The organism is Microbacterium rhizophilum, from assembly GCF_039605615.1.
GTDB classification, from domain to species: domain Bacteria; phylum Actinomycetota; class Actinomycetes; order Actinomycetales; family Microbacteriaceae; genus Microbacterium; species Microbacterium rhizophilus.
In genome coordinates this window covers 10319-32871 of sequence record NZ_JBCNUN010000009.1, presented here as the reverse complement: position 1 = coordinate 32871, position 22553 = coordinate 10319, and the positions used below count along the sequence as shown (strand labels likewise).

At 73.3% G+C, this 22553-nt stretch carries 19 protein-coding genes; 12 read left to right on the top strand and 7 right to left on the bottom strand.

Annotated features, from left to right (window positions below; genetic code table 11):
* Positions 1–101: 101 nt before the first annotated feature.
* Positions 102–1499 carry a cation:dicarboxylate symporter family transporter gene (locus AAD528_RS13855; protein WP_345752673.1) on the top strand — a complete coding sequence of 466 codons (1398 nt, stop codon included), beginning with the start codon at positions 102–104 and terminating at the stop codon, positions 1497–1499.
* Positions 1500–1598: 99 nt separating this feature from the next.
* Here the strand turns inward: AAD528_RS13855 and AAD528_RS13850 are convergent, their stop codons facing one another.
* The gene (locus AAD528_RS13850) at positions 1599–2231 is read right to left on the bottom strand and encodes a 2-phosphosulfolactate phosphatase (RefSeq protein WP_345752672.1); all 633 of its coding nucleotides are present in this window, start codon (positions 2229–2231) and stop codon (positions 1599–1601) included.
* A 217-nt stretch (positions 2232–2448) separates the two neighbouring features.
* On the opposite strand from AAD528_RS13850, the gene AAD528_RS13845 reads away from it, so the two are divergent.
* Both AAD528_RS13845 and AAD528_RS13840 read left to right on the top strand, forming a co-directional pair.
* Positions 2449–2961 carry a hypothetical protein gene (locus AAD528_RS13845; protein ID WP_345752671.1) on the top strand — a complete coding sequence of 171 codons (513 nt, stop codon included), beginning with the start codon at positions 2449–2451 and terminating at the stop codon, positions 2959–2961.
* Positions 2954–3481, top strand: a complete 528-nt coding sequence (locus tag AAD528_RS13840; RefSeq protein WP_345752670.1) for a GNAT family N-acetyltransferase — start codon at positions 2954–2956, stop codon at positions 3479–3481. Before AAD528_RS13845 ends, AAD528_RS13840 begins: the two co-directional genes overlap by 8 nt.
* Positions 3482–3702: 221 nt before the next feature.
* Here the strand turns inward: AAD528_RS13840 and AAD528_RS13835 are convergent, their stop codons facing one another.
* The gene (locus AAD528_RS13835; RefSeq protein WP_345752669.1) at positions 3703–5166 is read right to left on the bottom strand and encodes an ABC transporter permease; all 1464 of its coding nucleotides are present in this window, start codon (positions 5164–5166) and stop codon (positions 3703–3705) included.
* Positions 5163–5939, bottom strand: coding sequence for an ABC transporter ATP-binding protein (locus AAD528_RS13830; RefSeq protein WP_345752668.1), 777 nt, complete (start codon positions 5937–5939; stop codon positions 5163–5165). The genes AAD528_RS13835 and AAD528_RS13830 overlap by 4 nt, the downstream gene beginning before the upstream one ends.
* 163 nt (positions 5940–6102) lie before the next feature.
* On the opposite strand from AAD528_RS13830, the gene AAD528_RS13825 reads away from it, so the two are divergent.
* Both AAD528_RS13825 and katG read left to right on the top strand, forming a co-directional pair.
* Positions 6103–6564, top strand: a complete 462-nt coding sequence (locus AAD528_RS13825; RefSeq protein ID WP_345752667.1) for a Fur family transcriptional regulator — start codon at positions 6103–6105, stop codon at positions 6562–6564.
* A gap of 30 nt (positions 6565–6594) precedes the next feature.
* On the top strand, positions 6595–8829 hold the full coding sequence (gene katG, locus AAD528_RS13820; RefSeq protein ID WP_375339628.1) for a catalase/peroxidase HPI: 2235 nt from the start codon (positions 6595–6597) through the stop codon (positions 8827–8829).
* Positions 8830–8835: 6 nt separating this feature from the next.
* Here katG and AAD528_RS13815 read toward each other — a convergent pair whose 3' ends face one another.
* Positions 8836–9774: an EamA family transporter gene (locus tag AAD528_RS13815; protein WP_345752666.1), complete on the bottom strand. Its 939-nt coding sequence runs from the start codon at positions 9772–9774 to the stop codon at positions 8836–8838.
* Positions 9775–9846: 72 nt separating this feature from the next.
* Between AAD528_RS13815 and AAD528_RS13810 the strand changes: the two genes are divergently transcribed.
* Positions 9847–10734, top strand: coding sequence for a LysR family transcriptional regulator (locus AAD528_RS13810; RefSeq protein ID WP_345752665.1), 888 nt, complete (start codon positions 9847–9849; stop codon positions 10732–10734).
* Between the two features lie 6 nt (positions 10735–10740).
* On the opposite strand, the gene AAD528_RS13805 is transcribed toward AAD528_RS13810, so the two are convergent.
* Both AAD528_RS13805 and AAD528_RS13800 read right to left on the bottom strand, forming a co-directional pair.
* Positions 10741–11397, bottom strand: coding sequence for a response regulator (locus AAD528_RS13805; protein WP_345752664.1), 657 nt, complete (start codon positions 11395–11397; stop codon positions 10741–10743).
* A complete protein-coding gene (locus AAD528_RS13800; RefSeq protein WP_345752663.1) occupies positions 11394–12614 on the bottom strand; it encodes a sensor histidine kinase in 1221 nt (406 codons plus the stop codon). The genes AAD528_RS13805 and AAD528_RS13800 overlap by 4 nt, the downstream gene beginning before the upstream one ends.
* Before the next feature lie 229 nt (positions 12615–12843).
* Here AAD528_RS13800 and AAD528_RS13795 point away from each other — a divergent pair, with 229 nt between their 5' ends.
* The 3 genes from AAD528_RS13795 (at position 12844) to AAD528_RS13785 (ending at position 15533) form a co-directional block, all read left to right on the top strand.
* Positions 12844–13914, top strand: a complete 1071-nt coding sequence (locus tag AAD528_RS13795; RefSeq protein WP_345752662.1) for a threonine aldolase family protein — start codon at positions 12844–12846, stop codon at positions 13912–13914.
* A gap of 139 nt (positions 13915–14053) precedes the next feature.
* On the top strand, positions 14054–14896 hold the full coding sequence (locus AAD528_RS13790; RefSeq protein ID WP_345752661.1) for an alpha/beta fold hydrolase: 843 nt from the start codon (positions 14054–14056) through the stop codon (positions 14894–14896).
* Positions 14897–14969: 73 nt separating this feature from the next.
* Positions 14970–15533, top strand: a complete 564-nt coding sequence (locus AAD528_RS13785; protein ID WP_345752660.1) for a TetR/AcrR family transcriptional regulator — start codon at positions 14970–14972, stop codon at positions 15531–15533.
* A 30-nt stretch (positions 15534–15563) separates the two neighbouring features.
* Here AAD528_RS13785 and AAD528_RS13780 read toward each other — a convergent pair whose 3' ends face one another.
* Positions 15564–16187 (bottom strand): NUDIX hydrolase family protein, encoded by a 624-nt coding sequence (locus AAD528_RS13780; RefSeq protein WP_345752659.1) that lies wholly within the window; start codon positions 16185–16187, stop codon positions 15564–15566.
* Positions 16188–16305: 118 nt separating this feature from the next.
* On the opposite strand from AAD528_RS13780, the gene AAD528_RS13775 reads away from it, so the two are divergent.
* The 3 genes from AAD528_RS13775 (at position 16306) to AAD528_RS13765 (ending at position 22553) form a co-directional block, all read left to right on the top strand.
* The gene (locus AAD528_RS13775) at positions 16306–16956 is read left to right on the top strand and encodes an alpha/beta hydrolase (protein WP_345752658.1); all 651 of its coding nucleotides are present in this window, start codon (positions 16306–16308) and stop codon (positions 16954–16956) included.
* Between the two features lie 175 nt (positions 16957–17131).
* Positions 17132–21769, top strand: a complete 4638-nt coding sequence (locus AAD528_RS13770; protein ID WP_375339627.1) for an ATP-dependent helicase — start codon at positions 17132–17134, stop codon at positions 21767–21769.
* Positions 21762–22553: a DNA-formamidopyrimidine glycosylase family protein gene (locus AAD528_RS13765; RefSeq protein WP_345752657.1), complete on the top strand. Its 792-nt coding sequence runs from the start codon at positions 21762–21764 to the stop codon at positions 22551–22553. Before AAD528_RS13770 ends, AAD528_RS13765 begins: the two co-directional genes overlap by 8 nt.

Genomic DNA, 22553 nt, shown 5'->3' with positions numbered 1-22553 from the left:
CCGCACCCGCGGCGACGGACAGGATCGGGACGCACATCGACGGCGCTGTGGCTCCGCCTCTCCCGAGGCGCGGGCGGGCGCCCCGGCACGAGGAGACCCCCATGGCGACGACGCCATATGCACCCGGATCGACCGCGCGGAGACGCGGTCTCGACAAGCAGCACTGGCTCTACATCGCGGTGATCGTCGCCGTGATCGCGGGCGTCGCGGTCGGCCTCGCGGCGCCCGAGTTCGGCTCGTCCCTCGCCTGGATCGGCCAGGGATTCGTCGCGCTCATCAAGATGATGATCGCGCCCGTGATCTTCTGCACGATCGTGCTGGGGATCGGATCCATCGCCAAGGCCGCGACGGTCGGCAAGGTCGGCGGGCTCGCGCTCGGCTACTTCCTGGTGATGTCGACCTTCGCGCTGCTGATCGGCCTCGTCGTCGGCAACGTCCTGCACCCGGGCGAGGGGCTGCGGATCCCCGACGCCGGCTACGAGGTGGAGGGCGGGGCTGAGTCGGCGACCGACTTCATCCTGGGCGTCATCCCGACCACGCTGTTCTCGCCGCTCGTGGGCGACTCGGTGCTGCAGGTGCTGTTCGTGGCGCTGCTCGTCGGCTTCGCGATCCAGCAGCTGGGCTCGCGCGGCGAGCCGATCCTGGACGGCGTGCGCGCCGTGCAGATCGTCGTGTTCCGCGTGCTCACCATGGTGCTGTGGGTGGCGCCCATCGGCGCCTTCGGTGCCATCGCGGGCGTCGTCGGCGAGACCGGTTGGGGCGCGGTCGTCTCGCTCGCGACGCTCATGATCGGCTTCTACCTCACGTGCATCCTGTTCATCGGCGTCGTGCTCGGCGCCGTGCTGTGGTTCGCGGCGCGGATCAACATCCTCTCGCTCATGAAGTACCTCGGCCGCGAGTACCTGCTGATCGTCTCGACGTCGTCGAGCGAGTCGGCGCTGCCGCGGCTCATCGCGAAGATGGAGCACGTCGGCGTCTCGAAGCCCGTCGCGGGCATCACTGTGCCGACCGGCTACTCGTTCAACCTGGACGGCACGGCCATCTACCTCACGATGGCGTCGCTGTTCATCGCGACCGTGATGGGCGACCCGCTCACGATCCCCGAGCAGATCGGCCTGCTGGTGTTCATGATCCTGGCGTCCAAGGGCGCCGCGGGCGTCACCGGCGCGGGGCTTGCGACCCTCGCCGGCGGCCTGCAGACCTACCGCCCCGATCTCGTCGACGGCATCGGCCTGATCACGGGCATCGACCGCTTCATGTCGGAGGCGCGCGCGCTGACGAACTTCACGGGCAATGCCGTCGCCTCGATCGTGATCGGCGCGTGGACGAAGGAGTTCGACCGCGACCGCGCCGTCGAGGTCCTGCGCGGCGACCTCCCGTTCGACGAGCGCACCATGGTGGGCGACGCCCACGCGGACGAGCCGCTGCCGGAGCTGCCCGCGGACGGCCAGGGGCCCTCCCCGATCTCCTCGGTGATCCCGACGAGCTCGCGGCGCTGAGGCGCCTGCGAACGGCCCGCCCCCCGGGGTCGGGCCGTTCGCCAGTCAGCCCGCCCCCTGTGCGAGCGAAGCGAGCGTGCCGCGCAGCGGCGACCGCTTCTAGAGGGAGGTGAACGCGCCGTCGCGGAGGACGGGGACGACGTCGATGTCGTCGACCTTCGCGGCGGCGTGGACCTGCGCGTGGCGCGGGTCGCCCTCCAGCTCGCGGCCGGATCCGCTCGAGGTGAGCAGGTGCTTGACCGCGCGGCGCAGCGCGGCGAAGGACTCGGCGGCCGCGACCGCCTCGGGCGAGGAGTGGTCGATGCCGAGCGGCGTGAGCGCGTCGACGACCGCCCCCGCGCCGAGCTGATCCTCGACCGCGAAGCGGAGGTCTCCCTCGGGCGTCAGCTCGCCGGCCGCGATGATCGCCACGCTGGTGCGTGCGCTGCGGCGCTCCTGCTCGGCCTTGATCGCCCGGGCCACGGCCGACGCGTTGCGCAGCGCTCCCGCCAGGACCAGGGGGCCGTGCGGCAGCTCGCCGGCGGCCTTCGCGAGCGCGGCGCCGTTGATCGAGTGCGCCGCGGCGTCCGCGAGCGCGACGGATCCGCCGTCCGCGACGGTGGCGGCGACGTTCGACGAGAACCGGATCACGTCGACCACGACGTAGACGTCGGCGGGCGCGAGGCGCCGCAGACCCGCGACGCCCCAGTCGAGACGGACCTGGTACGTGGACTGATCGAACGGCGAACTCACCGGATCAGCGTACGGCGGCGCTCATCCGGCCCCCGTCCGGCGGCGTCACCGGGCGTCATCCGCCGTCGTGTCCCACTTGCCGCCCTTCTGCCGCGCCATTCCGGCGCCAAGTGGGACACGGTCGGGGTGTGAGCGGCGCGAAGTGGGACATGCCCGAGTGCGGGCGGCCCGCGCAAGAGGGTGCCGCGAAGCGGCGCGCGAGTGACAGAGTGGCGGCATGCGGATCCTGCAGAAGCTCGTGCTGGACATCGACGCCGACGCGGCGTGGCGCGCACTGCACTCGCCGGCCGCGCTCGCCGAGCTGTACGGGCCGCTGCTGCACGTCGAGTCGATGGCCACGGGCGGCCTGCCGACGCGGTGGACGGACGGCGCCGACGCGCCCGTCCGCTACAGCACGTTCGGGCTGGGCCTCGGCGCCCACCTCATCTCGGTGCACGACCGGCAGCGGACGGATGCGCACGGCGACGTGCGCATCCTGCGCGACTGCGGGATCCCGCTCACCGGCCCGCTCGCGAGCCTGGACGTCTGGGACCACCAGATGGCCGTGGCTCCCGCGCCGGGCGACCCGTCCCGCACGCTGTGGCGCGAGCGGCTCGTGATCGGCGGGCTCGCGGCACCCGCGCTGTGGGGGCCGCTGTGGGCCGTATGGCAGTGGCGCGGGACGCGGCTGCGGCGCCTCGCTCCGACCTGGGCCTTCGAACCCGAGCGGGAGCCGGCCGCCGATGACTGAGATGCCGACGACCGAGGCCGCGAGGACCGAGCTGACGATCCGGCGGGCGGTGCCGGAGGACGCCGATCGCCTGAGCGAGGTGCACGTGCGGACGTGGCAGATCGCGTACGCGGGGCTCATCCCGCAGGCCGTGCTCGACTCGCTCGACATCGTCGCGCGGGCCGCCCGCTGGCGGACGACGCTCGAGAACCCGAAGGCGGCGGGCCGGACCTGGGTCGCGCTCGAGGGCGAGGACCTGATCGGCTTCAGCTCGTCGGGCCCGGCCCGCGGCGACGACCCGCCGTGGCCGCTCGAGCTGTGGGCGCTGTACGTGCACCCGCGCCGCCACGGCAGCGGCGCCGGCGCGATGCTGGCCGACGCCGCGATCGGCGAGCTGCCCGCGTTCCTGTGGGTGCTGGACGGCAACGACCGCGCCATCCGGTTCTACGAGAAGATCGGCTTCGCGTTCGACGGCGTCACGAAGGACGAGCGCACGGGCGGGGTCACGCTGCACGAGCGCCGGATGGTGCGCGGGATCTGACGCGGGATGCGATCGCGGTCGGTCGCTTCGCTCGCTCAGCAGCCGGGATCTGCCGTATCCCGACGGGCGCTGAGTGCGTGGGCACGTGCCCCCGTGCGAGCGAAGCGAGCGTGCCGCGGATGCGGCCGACCAGCGCGTGGATGGAGCGAAGCGACAGCCATCGATCGCGAGCGCCGGCGCGAAGCGTCGGCCGAGCGATCGATCACGCGCGGCCGAGAAGATCAGTCCCCCGCGAGCGCCTCGACCGGCGCCACGCGCGTCGCGAGGCGCGTGGGCGTGACGGCGGCCACGAGCGTGAGCACCGCGGCGGCGGCGACGATCCCGCCGATCGTGAGCCACGGGATCGCCGGGGTGACGACGAAGGCCGAGATCCCCAGCTGCAGCGGCACGGATCCGAGCACCGACTGCGCGCCGGCCCAGCCGTACGCGACGCCCAGCACGAGCCCGAACACGAGCGACGTGAGCGTGATGTGCGCGGCCTCGAGCAGCACCATCCGGCGGATCTGGTCGTTCGAGAGCCCCAGCGCGCGCAGCAGGCCGAGTTCGCGGCGGCGCTGCACGATGCCGATCGTGAGCAGGTTGACCAGGCCGACGGCGGCGATCACGGCCGAGACGCCGACCAGCACCATCATGACGATCGCGAAGTTGTCGAGCACGGCCATCCGCTCCTGGGGGTAGCCGGCGGCGTCCGCGGTGGAGATCATCAGCGCCTGGGCGGTCTCGGCGGCCACCGCGAACATCGTCACGAGCGTGACGCCGATCACGACGCCGATCGCCATGCGGCTGGACCGCTCGGGGTAGCGCAGCGCGTTCTCCGACGCGAGGCGCGCGACGGCGGACCCGCCGAACGCCCGTCCCACGAGCCGCAGCAGCGGCGGCATGATCGCGGTGGATCCGATCACGAGGCCCGTGAACGACACCAGGCCGCCGACGAAGGCCGGCAGGACCCCCATCGGGCTCGCCATGCCGATCAGCGCGCCGAGGCCGAGCAGGATCACGCCCAGCGCGATCAGGACGACCGCCGCGACGCTGCGCGCGGGGCGGGCGAACTCGCCGTGCTGGCGCTCGACGGATCCGCCGATCGCCTGCAGCGGCGTCACGGTCAGCACGCGACGCGATCCGACCCACGCCGCGACCCACGTGGTCAGCACCACGACCGCGGCCGGGACGAGCAGCGACGCCTGCGCCACGTCGTAGCCGACGTCGCCCAGGGCGCGCGAGCCGATCGCGACGCCCGCGGCGGCGATCCCGAGTCCCGCGATCAGGCCCGCCGCTGCGCCGACCGCGCCCACGACCAGGCCCTGCGTCGCGACCTCGGCGCGCTGCGAGCGCGCGGTCGCGCCGATCAGGCGCATCAGCGCGATCCGGCGCGTGCGGCCGGCCACGATGGTCGAGAACGTGTTGGCCGTCACGATCGCGGCGACGTACAGCGCGAGCAGCAGCAGGATGCCGCCCAGGATGGAGATGACGGCGACCGCGAGGCCGGAGTCGCCGAGGTAGGGATCCGCCGCGATCAGCGCGCCGATGTAGCCGGTCGCGCTCAGCAGCAGCACGCCGAACGCGCTCGACAGGGCCGCGACGAGGATGCTGGCGCCCATGCCGCGCTCGCGCAGGAACGCCAGGCGCGACCACCACGAGGCGGTGCCGGAGGTGTCCGGGACGACCGCGTCGAGCACGGCGGTCACGCCGTCACCTGCGCGGGGGCGTCGTCGGCGGCCAGCATGTGCGCCGAGATCTGCTCGGCGGTCTGGCGGGGTTTGTCGGCGGCGATCCGGCCGTCCGCCAGGAACAGCACGCGGTCCGCGTGGCTCGCGGCGATCGGGTCGTGCGTGACCATCGCGATCGACTGGCCGTGGTCGCGGCTCGCGGCGGCGAGCAGCGCGAGCACCTCGCGTCCGGTGCGGGAGTCGAGGTTACCCGTCGGCTCGTCGGCGAACACGAGGTCGGGCGCCGTGGCGAGCGCGCGCGCGATCGCGACGCGCTGCTGCTGGCCGCCGCTCAGCTCGTGCGGGCGGTGGCCGAGGCGCGGCCCGAGCCCCAGGGAGTCGATCAGGCCGTCGATGCGCGCCTTCTCGTGCGCGTCGGGGCGGCGGCCGTCGAGGTCGAAGGGCAGCAGGATGTTGCCGCGCACGTCGAGCGTCGGCACCAGGTTGAACGCCTGGAACACGAAGCCGACGCGGCGGCGGCGCAGCAGCGTCAGGTCGGTGTCGCGCAGGCCCGTGATGTCGGTGTCGCCGATCCAGGCCCGCCCTGCCGTGGGCGCGTCGAGGCCGGCCATGATGTGCATCAGCGTGGACTTGCCCGAGCCGCTCGGGCCCATGATCGCGGTGAACTGCCCACGGCGGATGCCGACGGTGACGTCGTCGAGCGCCCGCACCTCGCCGTCGCCCGATCCGTAGGTCTTGGTGAGGCTCTGCACGCGGGCGGCGAGGCCCATGTCGGTGGTCGTGATCTCCATACCGGCGACGCTACGGATCCGGCCCCCTCCTCCGGATCGCCCGCGGGACGCATCCGCGTACATCGGAAGGATGATCCGGATCGCGACGCGCCGGTCATTCGACGTCGTCGGAGGCGTCGGCTAGGTTGGAATCGTTCAGTTCTTTGAATCGATCGGATCTCCGGTGACCCACTCCCACGACGCGCACGAGACGCGTGCCGAGCAGCTGCTGCGCGCGGCCGCGCTGCGCGTCACGGGCCCGCGCGTCGCCACGCTGGACGCCGTGCGCCGGCACGCGCACGCCGACACCGAGACGATCATCCGCGCCGTGCGCGAGGAGCTGCCCGCGGTGTCGCACCAGGCCGTGTACGACTCGCTGCACGCGCTCACCGAGGCCGGGCTGATGCGCCGCATCCAGCCGCACGGGCTCGTCGCGCGGTACGAGTCGCGCGTCGGCGACAACCACCACCACCTGGTGTGCCGCTCGTGCGACCTGATCGTCGACGTCGCGTGCGTGCACGGCGAGGCGCCGTGCATCCGGCCCGCCGACCCGCGCGGCTTCGCCGTCGACGAGGCCGAGCTCATCTTCTGGGGCCTGTGCCCCGACTGCCAGGCGGGCGACGTCGCCGCGCCGGCGGCATCCTGACCCCCGTCCCATCCCCTACGAAAGGCGAAGATGACCGAGAACTCCGGCTCCTGCCCGTTCGGCTACGACTCCCCGGCCGGCTCTGCGCAGCCCGCGTCCGTCGACAGCGAACCCGCCCTCCCCGGCACCGAGGCGCACGTCGACGCGTCGCCCGGCAAGCGCGTCCACCCCACGATGGGTTCGGCCAACACCGAGTGGTGGCCGAACAAGCTGAACCTCAAGATCCTCGCCAAGAACCCCGCGGTCGCGAACCCGCTGGGCGAGGAGTTCGACTACACCGAGGCGTTCAACAGCCTCGACCTCGCGGCCGTCAAGGCCGACCTCGCCGCGGTCATGACCGAGTCCAAGGACTGGTGGCCCGCGGACTTCGGCCACTACGGGCCGTTCATGATCCGCATGGCGTGGCACTCGGCCGGCACGTACCGCTCGCACGACGGCCGCGGCGGCGGCGGCGCGGGCATGCAGCGCTTCGCCCCCCTGAACTCGTGGCCCGACAACGTCAACCTCGACAAGGCGCGCCGCCTGCTGTGGCCCGTCAAGAAGAAGTACGGCCAGAAGATCTCGTGGGCCGACCTCTACATCCTGGCCGGCAACGTCGCGCTCGAGACCATGGGCTTCCCCACCTTCGGCTTCGCCGGCGGCCGCCCCGACGTGTGGGAGGCCGACGACGACGTGTACTGGGGCCCCGAGCAGGTCTGGCTGGACGACGAGCGCTACACGGGCGAGCGGGACCTCGAGGCACCGCTGGCCGCGGTCCAGATGGGCCTCATCTACGTCAACCCCGAGGGTCCGAACGGCAACCCCGACCCGATCGCGTCCGCCCGCGACATCCGCGAGACGTTCCGCCGCATGGGCATGGACGACGAGGAGACCGTCGCCCTGATCGCCGGCGGCCACACGTTCGGCAAGACGCACGGCGCCCACAAGGACGACCGTCTCGGCGCCGACCCGGAGGCCGCCGCGCTCGAGGAGCAGGGCTTCGGCTGGAAGAACGCGTACGGCACGGGCCACGGCGAGGACACCGTCACGTCGGGCCTCGAGGTCACGTGGACCTACCACCCGACCCGCTGGGACAACGAGTTCTTCCACATCCTGTACGCGTACGAGTGGGAGCTGTTCCAGTCGCCCGCCGGCGCGAACCAGTGGCGCCCGAAGGACGGCGCCGGCGCCGACATGGTGCCGATGTCGCACTCGGACGGCAAGCGCGAGCCGCGCCTGCTGACCAGCGACCTGGCGCTGCGCTTCGACCCCGCCTACGACGCGATCTCGCGTCGCTTCCGCGACGACCAGGCCGCGTTCACCGACGCGTTCGCCCGCGCCTGGTTCAAGCTGACCCACCGCGACATGGGCCCGAAGGCGCGCTACCTCGGCCCCGAGGTGCCCGCCGAGGACCTGATCTGGCAGGACCCGCTGCCTCTCGCTCCCGCCTCGACCCTGCCGGCCGACGTCGCGAAGGCCAAGCAGCTGATCCTGGACTCCGGCCTGACGGTGCAGCAGCTCGTGTCGACCGCGTGGAAGGCGGCGGCGACGTTCCGCTCGTCCGACAAGCGCGGCGGCGCGAACGGCGGACGCATCCGCCTCGAGCCGCAGGTGTCGTGGCGCGTGAACCAGCCCGAGCAGCTGAAGCCGGTCATCGCGCACCTCGAGACGATCGCCGCCGAGTCGGGCCTGTCGTTCGCCGACGTGGTGGTGCTCGCCGGTGGTGTGGGCGTCGAGCAGGCGGCCAAGGCCGCCGGCGTCGAGATCGAGGTGCCCTTCACCCCGGGTCGCGTCGACGCGACGCAGGAGCAGACCGACCTCGAGCAGTTCGCGTGGCTCGAGCCGGTGGCCGACGGCTTCCGCAACTACGACAGCGGCTACCTGAAGCTGCCGAGCGAGTACCTGTTCCTCGACCGCGCGAACCACCTCGGCGTCTCGGCGCCGCAGGCGACCGTGCTGGTCGGCGGCCTGCGCGTGCTGGGCAACAACTGGGACGGCTCGAACGTCGGCGTCTTCACGGAGACGCCGGGCGCGCTCACGAACGACTTCTTCGTGAACCTGCTCGAGCTCGGCATCGAGTGGACGCCCGCGGACGACCAGCAGACCTACACGTCGAACACGGGCCTCACGGGCTCTCGCGTGGACCTGGTCTTCGGCGCCAACAGCGAGCTGCGCGCCCTCGCCGAGGTCTACGCCTCGGACGACGCGAAGGGCAAGTTCGTCACGGACTTCGTCGCCGCCTGGGTCAAGGTCATGGAGAACGACCGCTTCGACCTGAAGAAGTAGGCCGGCTCACACAGCGGGCGGGGGGTTCATCCCCTCGCCCGCTGTGTCTTCTTGTCGGTAGTGCACGGTCGCTGCGCTCGCACGGGGCACCGGTCGACGACGGCGGCCGGCGACCAGCACGCCCACCACGAGCAGGGCGCCGCCGGCGTGCTCCGCGGCGTTGGGCACCTCGTTCAGCACGAGCCAGGCCGACAGGATGCCGAACACGGGGGCGAGCAGGATCCACGGCGAGACCGCCGAGGCGGGGTTCCGCGCGAGCAGCCCGTTGTAGATCCCGTATCCGACCAGGGTCGCGGCCCCCGCCGTGTACACCGTGGACAGCAGCGCGGGGACGCCGAACGAGGCCAGGCCCGCGCCGATCGCCGCGGGACCGTCGATCACCAGCGACAGCAGAATCGCCGGCACCGGCACGACGAGGCCCGACCAGACCGTGAGCGACAGCCCGCCGCCGACCCGGGCGGCCCGCGCGATCACGTTGCCGACGGCCCACGACAGCGCGCCGCCGAGGCAGAGCAGCAGCGCCTGCAGCGGCACGTGCCCGCCCCGGCCCGCGCCGACGATCACCAGGCCGACGCAGCCGAGCAGCACGCCCGCGAGCTGGGTTCCGGTCGGCAGCTCGCGCAGCGCGCCCGCCGCGATCAGGATCGTCAGCGCCACCTGCGCCTGCAGCACGAGTGAGGCGAGGCCCGCCGGCATGCCGGCCGCCAGGCTCGCGTAGAGGAAGCCGAACTGGCCGAGCGACATGAACACGCCCACCCCCGCGACCTTCCACCACGCGACCCGCGGGCGCGGCACGAACCAGATCGCGACGGCGACGACGAGCGCGAACCGGACCGCCAGGAACGTCAGCGGCGGGATGCCGGCCATCCCGACATCGATCACGACGAAGTTCACGCCCCAGATCAGCGCGACGAGGGCGGCCAGGAGGGCATCGCGACGGGACATGCCCCCACCCTCGCGGGAACGATCGTGCAGCACCAGCGATGACTTCTGCACAGGACTCGGTAGCGTTCGTGCATGATCGATCTCGATGCCCTCACCGCCCTGCGCGCCGTCGCCGCCATGGGCACGGTCAGCGCCGCCGCCGAGACCCTGGCCCTGACGCCGAGCGCCGTCTCCCAGCAGATCAAGCGCCTCGAGCGCCAGACCGGCACCCCGCTGCTGGAGCGCGTGGGCCGCGGCGTGATGCTGACGCACCACGGTCGATACCTGGTCGAGGAGGGCGCCCGCCTCCTCGCCGACATCGAGCAGGTCCAGGCGGGCCTGCGGCTCCAGGCCGGCGCCGTGGCCGGCACGATACGGCTCACCGCGTTCTCCACCGCGATGCGCGGCCTCGTCGGCCCGCGTGCCCGCGCGCTGCTGGACGCGCATCCGGATCTCTCGCTGTCGCTGGCCGAGCGCGAGCCGTGGGACACGGTCGACCTCGTCGCCTCCGGCCAGTGCGACGTCGGCATCGTGCACACGTGGGGCGACGTGCCGATCGACATCCCCGATCACCTCGTCGCGACCACCGTGGCGCACGACGCGGCCGACGTGATCCTGCACCGCGGCCATCCGCTCGCCGGCCGGAAGTCCCTGACGCCGCACGACCTCGTGGACGAGCAGTGGATCGCGACGCCCGCGGGCTCGATCTGCCGGCAGTGGCTGAGCCGGATGCATGACGGCACCGGCCGCCGGCCCCGCATCGCGCACGTCGCGATGGAGTTCGACAGCCACCTCGCGCTCGCCCGCGCGGGCCTCGGCATCGCGCTGGTGCCTCGGCTCGGCCGCGCGGCGCTCGGCGACGATCTCGTCGCGGTGCCCGTGCGCGACCCGGAGCCGACGCGCGCGATCATCGCGGTGCACCGGCGCTCCATGGCGCCCTCCCCCGCGATCGCCGCGGTCCTGGACGCCCTCGCCGACTGAGGGACGCTAGAGCGAGCCCAGCCCGTGCTCGAACGCGAAGACCACGAGCTGCACGCGGTCGCGCAGGGCGAGCTTGGTCAGGATGCGGCTGATGTGCGTCTTGACCGTCGCCTCGCTGAGGAACTCGCGCGCCGCGATCTCGGCGTTGCTGAGGCCGCGCGCGGCGAGCGCGAAGATCTCGCGCTCGCGCTCGGTGAGATCCGCGTAGGACGGCGGCACCGGGCGCGGCGCCTCGGCACCTCGTCCACCGAAGACATGGGCGAACAGGTCGCGCGTCGCGCTCGCGGCGATCACGGACGATCCGGCGTGGACCGTGCGGATCGCGGCCAGCAGGAACTCCGGATCCGCGTCCTTCAGCAGGAAGCCGGATGCGCCCTGCCGGATCGCCCGCGCGGCCGCCTCGTCGAGATCGAACGTCGTGAGCATGACGACCTTCGGCGCATCCGGCTGGGTCAGCAGCTCGGCGGTCGCCGCCAGACCGTCCATGACGGGCATCCGGATGTCCATGAGCACGACGTCGGGGCGGGTCTCGGCGATCACACCGAGCGCCTCGCGCCCGTCGCCCGCCTCGCCCACCACGTCGAGGTCGGGCTGCGAGGCCACGAGCATGCGGATGCCGGCGCGGAACAGCGCCTGGTCGTCCACCAGCACCACGCGGATCACGCCGCCACCGCCCGGATCGGGATCTCGGCGCGGACGACCCACGCGTCGCCCTCCGCGCCGGCATCGAGGCGGCCGCCGGCCAGCTGGGCGCGCTCGCGCATGCCGATCACGCCGTGCCCGCCCGGCTCCGACGGCCGGCCCTCGACTCCGATCCGGTTGCCGACGTGCAGGTCGACGCGCTCCGGATGCCACGCGAGCCCGACGTCCACGGGCCCGCCGTCGCCGTGCCGCAGCGCGTTCGTGAGGGCCTCCTGCAGGATCCGGTACACCGCCAGCTGCACCGCGGCGGGCGCGGCGCCGACCGGGGCCGGGTCCATGTCCACGCGCAGGTCCACGCCCGCCGCGCGCACCTGCGCGTAGAGCTGCTCGAGGTCGGCCAGCGTGGGCTGCGGACCGGCGCTCTGCCGGTGACGCAGCTGCGTGAGCAGCAGACGCACGTCGGCGAGAGCGGCGCGCGAGGTCTGGCTGATGGTCGCGAGCGCGGCGGTCGCGGCATCCGGATCCGCCGCCGCCGCGTAGCGCGCGCCGTCGGCCTGCGCGATCACCACGGCGAGCGAGTGCGCGACCACGTCGTGCATGTCGCGGGCGATGCGGCCGCGCTCCTCCTCTGCGCTGGCGCGCTCCTCCGCGTCGCGCTGGGCGCGCCGCACCTCGCGGCCGCGCAGGATCGACCGGAACAGCGCGCCCGCCGTCCACGACAGCAGCAGCGCGAACAGCGCCGCGATGAAGGTCAGGGCGGCCGTGGTGGCCGATTCCGTCAGCGACGTCGCGAAGCCCCGCCAGATCTGCGGGATCACGACGAGGTATCCCGCGATCACGGCCGCGCCGAGGAAGGCCGATGCGAAGCCCGCCCAGTACACGAGCCGGGATCCGTAGGCCGCCGTCGCGAACAGCACCACGAAGATCGCGACGTTCGCGGGCATCGGCTGCTGCTGCGTGCCCATCTGCCACAGCGCGCCGAACCAGGCCGCCGCGAGCGCGAGCGGCGGGGAGAGCCGGCTCAGCATGAGCGCCGCGATCATCAGGATCACGGTCGGGATCAGGACGAGGAGGCTCGAGGAGCCGATCGCCCGCATCGAGAGGAGGGAGACCGCGGCGAAGACGATGCCGACGACGCCGTCGATCGCCCACTGTGTCGGCGACACCTCGCGGAAGAGCCCTGCGAGTCGCGGTGGCCAGACGTCGGGGGCGGTTCCGGGGGTGCTGCGATCGTCCATCCCCTTCACCGTACGGTCCGCGCGGCCCGGTCACATCCGTCGCCGGATGTATCCCGGTCCGTCGGGCGATGGACGGCCGGCCGGGCCTCTGCGTCGCGTCCGTCTGCAGAACGCAGGACGCGGGCGCCGGATCCGTCCCCACGCGCGGCCGGCGGCCCCATCCGTCACACCGCGTCCTGCGTCGTGCAGCCCGCGTCGACGCGCGCATCCCCCGCCGTAGGCTGATCCGGTGGATCCCCTGCACGATGCGTCCCGCCGTCACTTCGCGTCCGACAACTACGCGGGCGCACACCCCGAGGTGATCGCCGCGATCGCCGCCGCGAACGGCGGCCACGCCGTCTCGTACGGCGAGGACCCGTACACCGCGCGCCTGCAGGAGCTGTTCGCCGGGCTGCTCGGCGAGGGCGTCGAGGCGTTCCCGGTGTTCAACGGCACGGGCGCCAACGTGGTCGGCCTGCAGGCGATGCTGACGCGCTGGGGCGCCGTGATCACGCCCGCGCTCGCGCACATCAACACCGACGAGGGCGCCGCTCCCGAGAAGGTCGGCGGCTTCAAGCTCGTGCCGGTCGCGACGCCCGACGCGAAGCTCACGCCCGACATGATCTGCGCCGTCGCGGGGTCGCGCGGCGTGCACCAGGCGGTGCCGCAGGTGGTCTCGATCACGCAGTCGACCGAGCTCGGCACGCTGTACACGGTGGCGGAGATCGCCGCGATCGCCGACGCCGCCCACGCGCTGGGCCTGAAGGTGCACATGGACGGCGCCCGGATCGCGAACGCGGCGGCGGCGCTCGGGGTCCCGCTGCGCGCCTTCACGCGCGACGCGGGCGTGGACGTCCTGAGCTTCGGCGGCACGAAGAACGGCGCGATCGGCGCCGAGGCGGTCGTGGTGATGGATCCGGAGGCCGTGGACGGGATCGACTTCCTCCGCAAGTCGGCCATGCAGCTCGCGTCGAAGATGCGCTTCGTCTCGGCGCAGCTCGTCGCCCTGCTGACCGACGACCTCTGGCTGCGCAGCGGCGCGCACGCCAATGCGATGGCCGCGCGCCTGCGATCGGGCATCGAGGCGGGCCTGGCCGACGGCTCCATCCGCGGCTTCGCGTTCACGCAGCCGACGCAGACCAACGGCGTCTTCGCGACCCTGCCGCCCGGCGCCGCCGACCGGATCCGCGAGACCTTCCGGTTCTACGACTGGAACGAGGCCACGGGCGAGGTGCGCTGGCTCACGAGCTTCGACACGACCGAGGCCGACGTCGACGCGTTCGTCGCCGCGATCGCCGCCGCCGCGACCGCCGCGGGCTGACCGAGCGCGGCGCCCCTGGCGCTCTCACGATCCGCGCGGCGGATGCGTTTCAGATCCGCACTTGCGCGGAGAACGCTCGTTCCCCTATTCTGTGATCAAGCGAGAACGCACGTTCTCTCCGAACAGAGAGCAGGACATCATGGGCTCCATCACCGTCGGCACCGAGAACTCGGCCCCGATCGAACTGCACTACCAGGACCAAGGCGCCGGGCAGCCGGTCGTGCTGATCCACGGCTACCCGCTCGACGGCGACAGCTGGGAGAAGCAGACCCGCGAGCTGCTGGCCGCCGGCTACCGCGTCATCACGTACGACCGTCGCGGCTTCGGCGCCTCGTCGAAGGTCGGCGCCGGCTACGACTACGACACGTTCGCCGCCGACCTCGACACGGTGCTCGAGACGCTCGACCTGCGCGATGTGATCCTGGTCGGCTTCTCGATGGGCACGGGCGAGCTCGCCCGCTACACCCGCCTCTACGGCACCGAGCGGGTCGCGAAGCTCGCGTTCCTCGCCTCACTCGAGCCGTTCCTCGTCCAGCGCGACGACAACCCCGACGGCGTGCCGCAGAGCGTGTTCGACGGCATCGTGAACGCCGCCAAGAGCGACCGCTATGCGTGGTTCACGCAGTTCTACAAGGACTTCTACAACCTCGACGAGACGCTGGGCTCGCGCATCAGCGAAGAGGTCGTGCGCGCCAACTGGAACACGGCCGTGGGCAGCGCACCCGTCGCCGCCTACGCGGTCGTGGACTCCTGGATCGAGGACTTCCGCGCCGACGTCGCGGCCGTGCGCGATGCGGGCCTGCCCACGCTCATCCTGCACGGCACGAAGGACAACATCCTGCCGATCGACGCCACCGGCCGCCGCTTCCACGACGCCGTTCCGGCGGCGCAGTACGTCGAGATCGAGGGCGCCCCGCACGGCCTGCTGTGGACGCACGCCGACGAGGTCAACGCCGCGCTGCTGCCGTTCGTGCGGTCCTGAGCCGCACGCGGGATCGCGGGGCGGAGAACTGCGGTTCTCCGCCCCCGATAGCATCTATCGGGAAGGAGACGACATGACCGACGTGGATGTGCGCGAGCAGATCGTGGAGGCCGCCGACCGCCTGTTCTACGGACGGGGCATCGGCACGGTCGGGATGGACGCCGTGCGCGACGCGGCCGGGGTGTCGCTCAAGACCATCTACCGGCAGTTCCCGTCCAAGGAGCAGCTCGTGCTCGGCGTGCTGGCGCACCGCCACGCGCTGTGGACGCGGGGCATCGACGGCGCCGTCGCGCGGGCCGGCAGCGCCCGGGACCGGCTGCTCGCCGTGTACGACCACCTCGCGAACTGGTTCGACGACGACGACTTCCGCGGGTGCGGCTTCATCAACGCCTTCGGCGAGCTGGGGGCCACGAGCCCCGCGGTCGCGGAGGCCGTGCGCGCGCACAAGGTGTCGTTCCAGGACTACGTCGACCGCCTCGTCGCCGAGGCCGGAGCGCCACCCGCGCTCGGACCGCAGCTCGCGATCCTCGCGGAGGGCGCGCAGACCACCGCCGCGATCATCGGCACGTCCGAGTCGGCCGGCGTCGCGCGCGAGGCCGCCGCGACCCTCATCGACGCCGCGACCGCGCGGGCCTGATCGGCGCCCGCCCGGTCGGCGAAGGCCCGATCAGCGCAGGGCGCCGACGCTGGCGAGCGCGGTGCGCACGAGCGTCGAGCGGCCGCCCTCCATCTCGGCCGCGAGCGACTCGGACGACGCCTCCTCGGGCGTCATCCAAGTGACCTCGAGCGCATCCTGCCGCGGCTCGCACGTGCCCGTCACCGGCACGACGAACGCGAGCGACACCGCGTGCTGGCGATCGTCGTGGTACGCGCTGACACCCGGGATGGGGAAGTACTCGGCGACCGTGAACGGCACGGGCGACGGCGGCAGCAGCGGGAACGCCATCGGCCCGAGGTCGTTCTCGAGGTGGCGGAACAGCGCGTCGCGCACGGTCTCGCCGTAGCGCACGCGCCCCGACACGATCGTGCGGGTGATCTCGCCGACCGGCGTGGCGCGCAGCAGGATGCCCACCTGCGTCACCGCGCCCGTCCCGTCCGTGCGCACCGGGACCGCCTCGACGTACAGCATCGGCATGCGCCGACGGATCTCGGCGAGCTCGACATCCGTGAGCCACGCGGGATTCGCGCCTCCGCCGGGCACGCCGCCGAATCCGGCCGCGCCCACCGCGCCGAAGTCGGCGTCGTCGGAGGGCTGCTCTTCGGGATCCGGATCGGGAGTGCGCACGGCCATACCTCCTGTATACCCGGCGGCGGCCGGATCGCCACCTGGGCGGGGCCGTCCTGCCCGGGCGCGGCCGGATCCCGCCGCCCCGTGGAGGAACGTCGGCCACCCGCGGCAGTATGGACGGGTGTCCGACACTCCCCCCATCGACGAGGCCGCGGTGCTGTGGTCGGGCGACCCGGCGGGCCGCCCGCTTCTCGTGCTGCTGCACGGCTACGGCGCCGACGAGCACGACCTGTTCGCGCTGACGCCGCACCTGCCGTCCGAGTTCGCGGTCGCGGCGCTGCGCGCGCCGCTCGAGCCGCCGTTCCCGACGCCGGGACGATCCTGGTATCCGATCGAGGGACTCGAGAGCCGCGATCCGGTGCACGTCACGCGCGCGGCCGAGGCCGTCCTGGCGTGGCTCGAGATCGTCGCCGGCGAGGCCACCGCCGTCGGGCTGCTGGGATTCTCGCAGGGCGGCGCCGTGGCCCTGCAGGCGCTGCGCCTGGACCCCGAGCGGATCGCGTTCGTCGCGAACCTCTCCGGGTACGCGATGCCCGGCGAGCTGCCGCGCGACGCCGACCTCACCGAGCTGCGTCCGCCCGTGTTCTGGGGGCGCGGGGTGCTCGACGAGGTGATCCCGATGCAGCTCGTGCTGCACACGACCGACTGGCTGCCGGGCCACAGCGACCTGGTCGGCCGCATCTACCCGAACCTCCGCCACGCGGTCTCCGAGCAGGAGCTCGCCGACGTCCGCGTGTTCCTGGAGAAGCAGCTGGACGTCCCGGGCCGTTGAGCGGCGGGCGCAGGCCGGTCGTCGAGGGCTGGACCCCCGTGCGAGCAGAGCGAGCGTGGAGCGCAGCGACCAATGCGGGCGCGGAGCGCACGCCGGCGAGCGCGGAGCGCGAGCCCTCGTGCGCGAGGGCGCCGCTCGCGGCCCCGAAGCGTGCGAGACGCGCGCGAAGCGCGCTATGAGAATGCAGGATGGTCGGGTGGATGTGCTCGATCGGTTCGCTCCCGCGACGCGGGAGTGGTTCCGCGGCGCGTTCAAGGCGCCCACCGACGCGCAGGCCGGGGCATGGGACGCGATCTCGCAGGGCCGCCACGCCCTCGTCGTCGCGCCGACCGGATCCGGCAAGACGCTGTCCGCGTTCCTGTGGGCCATCGACCGGGTGTTCCGCGAGAAGGATCACGCGGCGCCCGAGCGCAGGGGATCGGAACGGACCAGGATCCTGTACGTCTCGCCGCTGAAGGCGCTCGGCGTGGACGTCGAGCGGAACCTGCGCTCGCCGCTCGTCGGCATCTCGCAGGCCGCGCGGCGACGGGGCGAGTCCGCGCCGGACGTGTCGGTCGGCGTGCGCTCGGGCGACACGCCCTCGAGCGACCGTCAGCGGCTGGTGCGGCATCCGCCGGACATCCTGATCACGACGCCGGAGTCGCTGTATCTGATGCTCACGAGCCAGGCGCGCGAGACGCTGCGCGAGGTGCACACCGTGATCGTCGACGAGGTGCACGCCGTGGCCGCGACCAAGCGCGGCGCGCACCTGGCCGTCAGCCTCGAACGCCTCGACGACCTGCTGGAGAAGCCCGCGCAGCGCATCGGACTGTCGGCCACCGTCCGGCCGATCGACGAGGTCGCGCGGTTCCTCGGCGGCGCCGCGCCGGTCGACATCGTCGCGCCGCGCGCGTCGAAGACGTTCGAGCTGCGGGTGACCGTGCCGATCGCCGACATGCAGAACCCGCCGCCCGCGGCGGGGGCGACGCCGGCGGCCGAGACGGGCGACCCCGACGACTGGTTCCAGCCCGATACGCCGGAGGCGACCGGATCGATCTGGCCGCACGTCGAGGAGGCGATCGTCGATCGCATCCTGGGGGCGAAGTCGACCATCGTGTTCTCCAACTCGCGGCGCCTCGCCGAGCGCCTGACCGCGCGGCTGAACGAGATCTACAGCGAGCGGCTGGGGCTGGACCTGCCGGATCCGGCGATCCCGGCGGCGATGATGGCGCAGGCGGGGCAGACGGCGGGGGCGGATCCCGTGCTCGCGAAGGCGCACCACGGCTCGGTCTCGAAGGAGCAGCGGGCGATCGTCGAGGAGCAGCTGAAGTCCGGCGAGCTGCGCTGCGTCGTGGCGACCAGCAGCCTCGAGCTCGGCATCGACATGGGCGCGGTCGACCTCGTGATCCAGGTCGAGGCGCCGCCGAGCGCGGCCAGCGGCCTGCAGCGCGTCGGACGCGCGGGGCACCAGGTCGGCGAGATCTCCAAGGCCGCGCTGTTCCCCAAGCACCGCAGCGACGTGCTGCACACCGCGATCGTGACCGAGCGGATGCTCGCGGGCCAGATCGAGGCGATCGCGGTGCCGCAGAATCCGCTCGACATCCTGGCGCAGCAGACCGTCGCGGCCACCGCGCTCGGATCGATCGAGGTCGAGGGCTGGTTCGAGACGGTGCGGCGCAGCGCCCCGTTCCGCTCGCTGCCGCGCAGCGCGTTCGAGGCGACGCTCGACCTGCTCGCCGGCCGCTATCCGTCCGACGAGTTCGCCGAGCTGCGCCCGCGCCTGGTGTGGGATCGCGACGCCGGCACGATCGAGGGACGGCCGGGCGCGCAGCGTCTGGCCGTCACCAGCGGCGGGACGATCCCGGATCGCGGGCTGTTCGGCGTGTTCATCGCCGGCGAGACCCGCAACGCCCGCGTCGGCGAGCTCGACGAGGAGATGGTCTACGAGTCGCGCGTGAACGACGTCTTCACGCTCGGCACCACGAGCTGGAAGATCGTCGAGATCACGCACGACCGCGTGAACGTCGTGCCCGCGTTCGGGCAGCCCGGCAAGGTGCCGTTCTGGCACGGCGACGGGCTCGGCCGCCCGGCCGAGCTCGGCGAGGCGCTGGGGCGGTTCGCGCGCGAGCTCAGCGCGCTCGCCCCGCCCAAGGCCGAGCAGCGGCTGATCGACGCGGGCCTGGACGACTTCGCGCGGCAGAACCTGCTCGGCTACCTCGCCGAGCAGAAGGAGGCCACCGGCAGCCTGCCGACCGACCGCACGCTCACGGTCGAGCGCGGCCGCGACGAGGTCGGCGACTGGCGGATCATCCTGCATTCCCCGTACGGCATGCACGTGCACGCCCCGTGGGCGCTGGCCGTGAACGCGCGGATCCGCGAGCGCCTCGGCGTCGAGGGATCCGCCGTCGCGAGCGACGACGGCATCATCGCGCGCATCCCCGACGCCGAATCCGAGCCGCCCGGCGCCGAGCTGTTCGTGTTCGATCCGGACGAGCTCGAGCGCATCGTGACGGACGAGGTGGGCGGATCCGCGCTGTTCGCCTCGCGCTTCCGGGAGTGCGCCGCCCGCGCGCTGCTGATGCCGCGACAGAACCCCGGCAAGCGCAGCCCGCTGTGGCAGCAGCGTCAGCGTTCGGCGCAGCTGCTGGAGGTCGCCCGGCGCCATCCGACGTTCCCGATCATCCTCGAGACGCTGCGCGAGGTGCTGCAGGACGTCTACGACCTGCCCGCGCTGCTGCGCATCGTCCGCTCGATCGGCGAGCGGCGCATCCGGCTCGTCGAGACCGAGCCCGCGCAGCCCTCTCCGTACGCGCGCGACCTGCTGTTCGGCTACGTCGGCGCGTTCATGTACGAGGGCGACTCGCCGCTGGCCGAGCGCCGCGCGGCCGCGCTGTCGGTCGATCCGTCGCTGCTGAGCGAGTTGCTCGGCAAGGTCGAGATGCGCGAGCTCCTCGATCCCGAGGTCATCGCGCAGTTCGAGGCCGAGGCGCAGCGCCTCGCCCCGGATCGCCGCGCGCGCGGCGTCGAGGGCACAGCCGACCTGCTGCGCGTCCTCGGGCCCCTGTCGGTCGAGGAGGTGGCCGAGCGGCTCGAGGAGCCGGAGCCGGCCGCGGCCCACCTCGACGCCCTGGTCGACGCGCGGCGCGCGATCCGCGTGTCGATCGCCGGCGCCGACCGGTTCGCCGCGATCGAGGACGCCGGCCGCCTGCGCGACGCGCTCGGCGTCGCGCTGCCCGTCGGCGTGCCGGTCGCGTTCCTCGAGCCGCTGCCGGATCCGCTGGGCGACGTCGTGTCGCGCTACGCGCGCACGCACGGCCCGTTCACCACCGCGTCCGTCGCCGAGCGCCTGGGCATCGGGCCCGCCGTCGCGCGCCACGCCCTGCAGCGCCTCGAGGGCCAGGGGCGCCTCGTCAGCGGCTTCTTCCTCGCCGACGCGGGGGTCTCCGACGAGCCCGAGTGGTGCGACGCCGAGGCGCTGCGCCGGATCCGGATGCGCTCGCTCGCCGCCCTGCGCGGCAGCGTCGAGCCCGTCTCGCCCGACGCGTACGCGCGGTTCCTGCCCGACTGGCAGCACGTCACGCGTCCGCTCGACGGCATCGACGGCGTCCTGGCCGCGGTCGACCAGCTCGCGGGCGTGCCGATCCCCGCCAGCGCGTGGGAATCGCTGATCCTGCCGTCGCGCGTGCGCGACTACACGCCCGGCATGCTCGACGAGCTCACCGCGACGGGCGAGGTGGTGTGGTCGGGCCACGGCTCCCTGCCGGGACGCGACGGCTGGATCGCGCTGCATCCCGCGGACGCGGCGCCGCTCACCATCCCGCCGTCGGAGATCGAGATCGCGCCGGGCTCCCTCGAGGCCCGCCTGCTGTCGGCGCTGGCCGGCGGCGGCGCGTACTTCGCGCCCCAGCTGCGAGAGCTGGCGCAGGGCGAGACCGAGATCGGCACGGTCGAGGCGCTGTGGAACCTCGTCTGGGCCGGCCGCGTCACGAACGACACGTTCGCCCCGATCCGCTCGCTCCTGGGCGCCGGATCGCAGGCGCACCGGTCCGCGCGCCGCACGCCCCGGGCGCGGCTGTACCGCGGCGCCCGTCCGACCTTCTCCGGCGGCGCGACGCCCGCGCCGCGGCCTCAGGCGTCGGGCGGACGCTGGTCGCTGCTGCCGGATCCCGAGCCGGATGCCGCCGTGCGGCACACCGCGACGGCGTCGCTGCTGCTCGACCGATACGGCGTCGTCACGCGCGGCGCCGTGCAGAACGAGGGCGTGCCCGGCGGGTTCGCGCAGGCGTACCGGGTGCTCGCGAGCCTCGAGCAGGCGGGCCACTGCCGCCGCGGGTACCTCATCGAGAAGCTCGGCGCCGCGCAGTTCGCGACGTCCCCCACGATCGACCGGCTGCGGCAGTTCGCCGGGCTCGCCGATCCGGCTCCCCTGCGCGCCGCGACGCTCGCGGCCACCGACCCCGCCAATCCGTACGGCGCGGCGCTCGCCTGGCCCGCTCTGGACGCCGTGAAGCATCGCCCGGGCCGCAAGGCCGGCGGACTGGTCGTGCTGGTCGACGGCGCGCTCGCGCTCTACCTCGAGCGGGGCGGGCGCACCGCGCTGGCCTTCACGGACGACGAGCCGGTGCTCGCCGCGGCCGCCGCCGACCTGGCCCGCACCGCGCGCGACCGGCGCCTCGAGACGCTCACGGTCGAGCAGGTGAACGGCGAGTTCGTGTACGGCCGTGACGGCTACGGATTCGTCGTGGGTCGGGCGCTGCGCGAGGCCGGCTTCGTGGAATCGACCAAGGGCCTGACCCTGCGCAAGCTCACCGCGGGGGCGGCGGCACGTGCCTGAGGGCGACACCGTCCACCGCACCGCGCGGCGGCTGAACGCCGTGCTCGCCGGCCACGAGGTGATCCGCTTCGACATCCGCGTCCCGGGCAGCGCGAACGCCGACGCCCGGGGGCAGACCGTGCGCGAGGTCGCCGCGCGCGGCAAGCACCTGCTGCACCGCTTCGATGACCTGACCCTGCACTCGCACCTCAAGATGGAGGGCGAGTGGCATGCGTACCGCACCCCGGCGAACGGGGACGCAGCACGCTGGCGGAAGCCCGCCTTCAAGGCCCGCGCCATCGTCGGCACGCGCGACTGGGAGACGGTCGGCTTCGACATCGCGATGGTCGAGGTGCTCCCCACGCGCGACGAGGCGCGCGTCGTGGGTCACCTGGGGCCGGATCCGCTCGGCGACGACTGGGACGCCGCCGAGGCCGCGCGCCGCGTGGCGGCCGATCCGCGCCCGATCCACGTCGCGCTGCAGGATCAGCGCAGCGTCGCCGGGTTCGGCAACGAGTACGCCAGCGAGCTGCTGTTCCTGCGGGGCGTGCATCCCGAGCGCCCCGCGCCCGAGGTCGACGTGCCCGCGCTGCTCGATCTCGGCGTCCGGACGATCCGGCGCAACGTCGAGCTCCCGGTGCGCAACTTCACGGGCGACAGCCGGCGCGGTCAGGACCGCTGGGTCTACGGCCGCGACCGCCGCCCGTGCCACCGGTGCGGCACGCCGATCCTGCGCTCCGCGCTGGGAGCCGACCCGACGAGGGAGCGCGTCGTCTACTGGTGCCCGCGCTGCCAGTCGACGTGA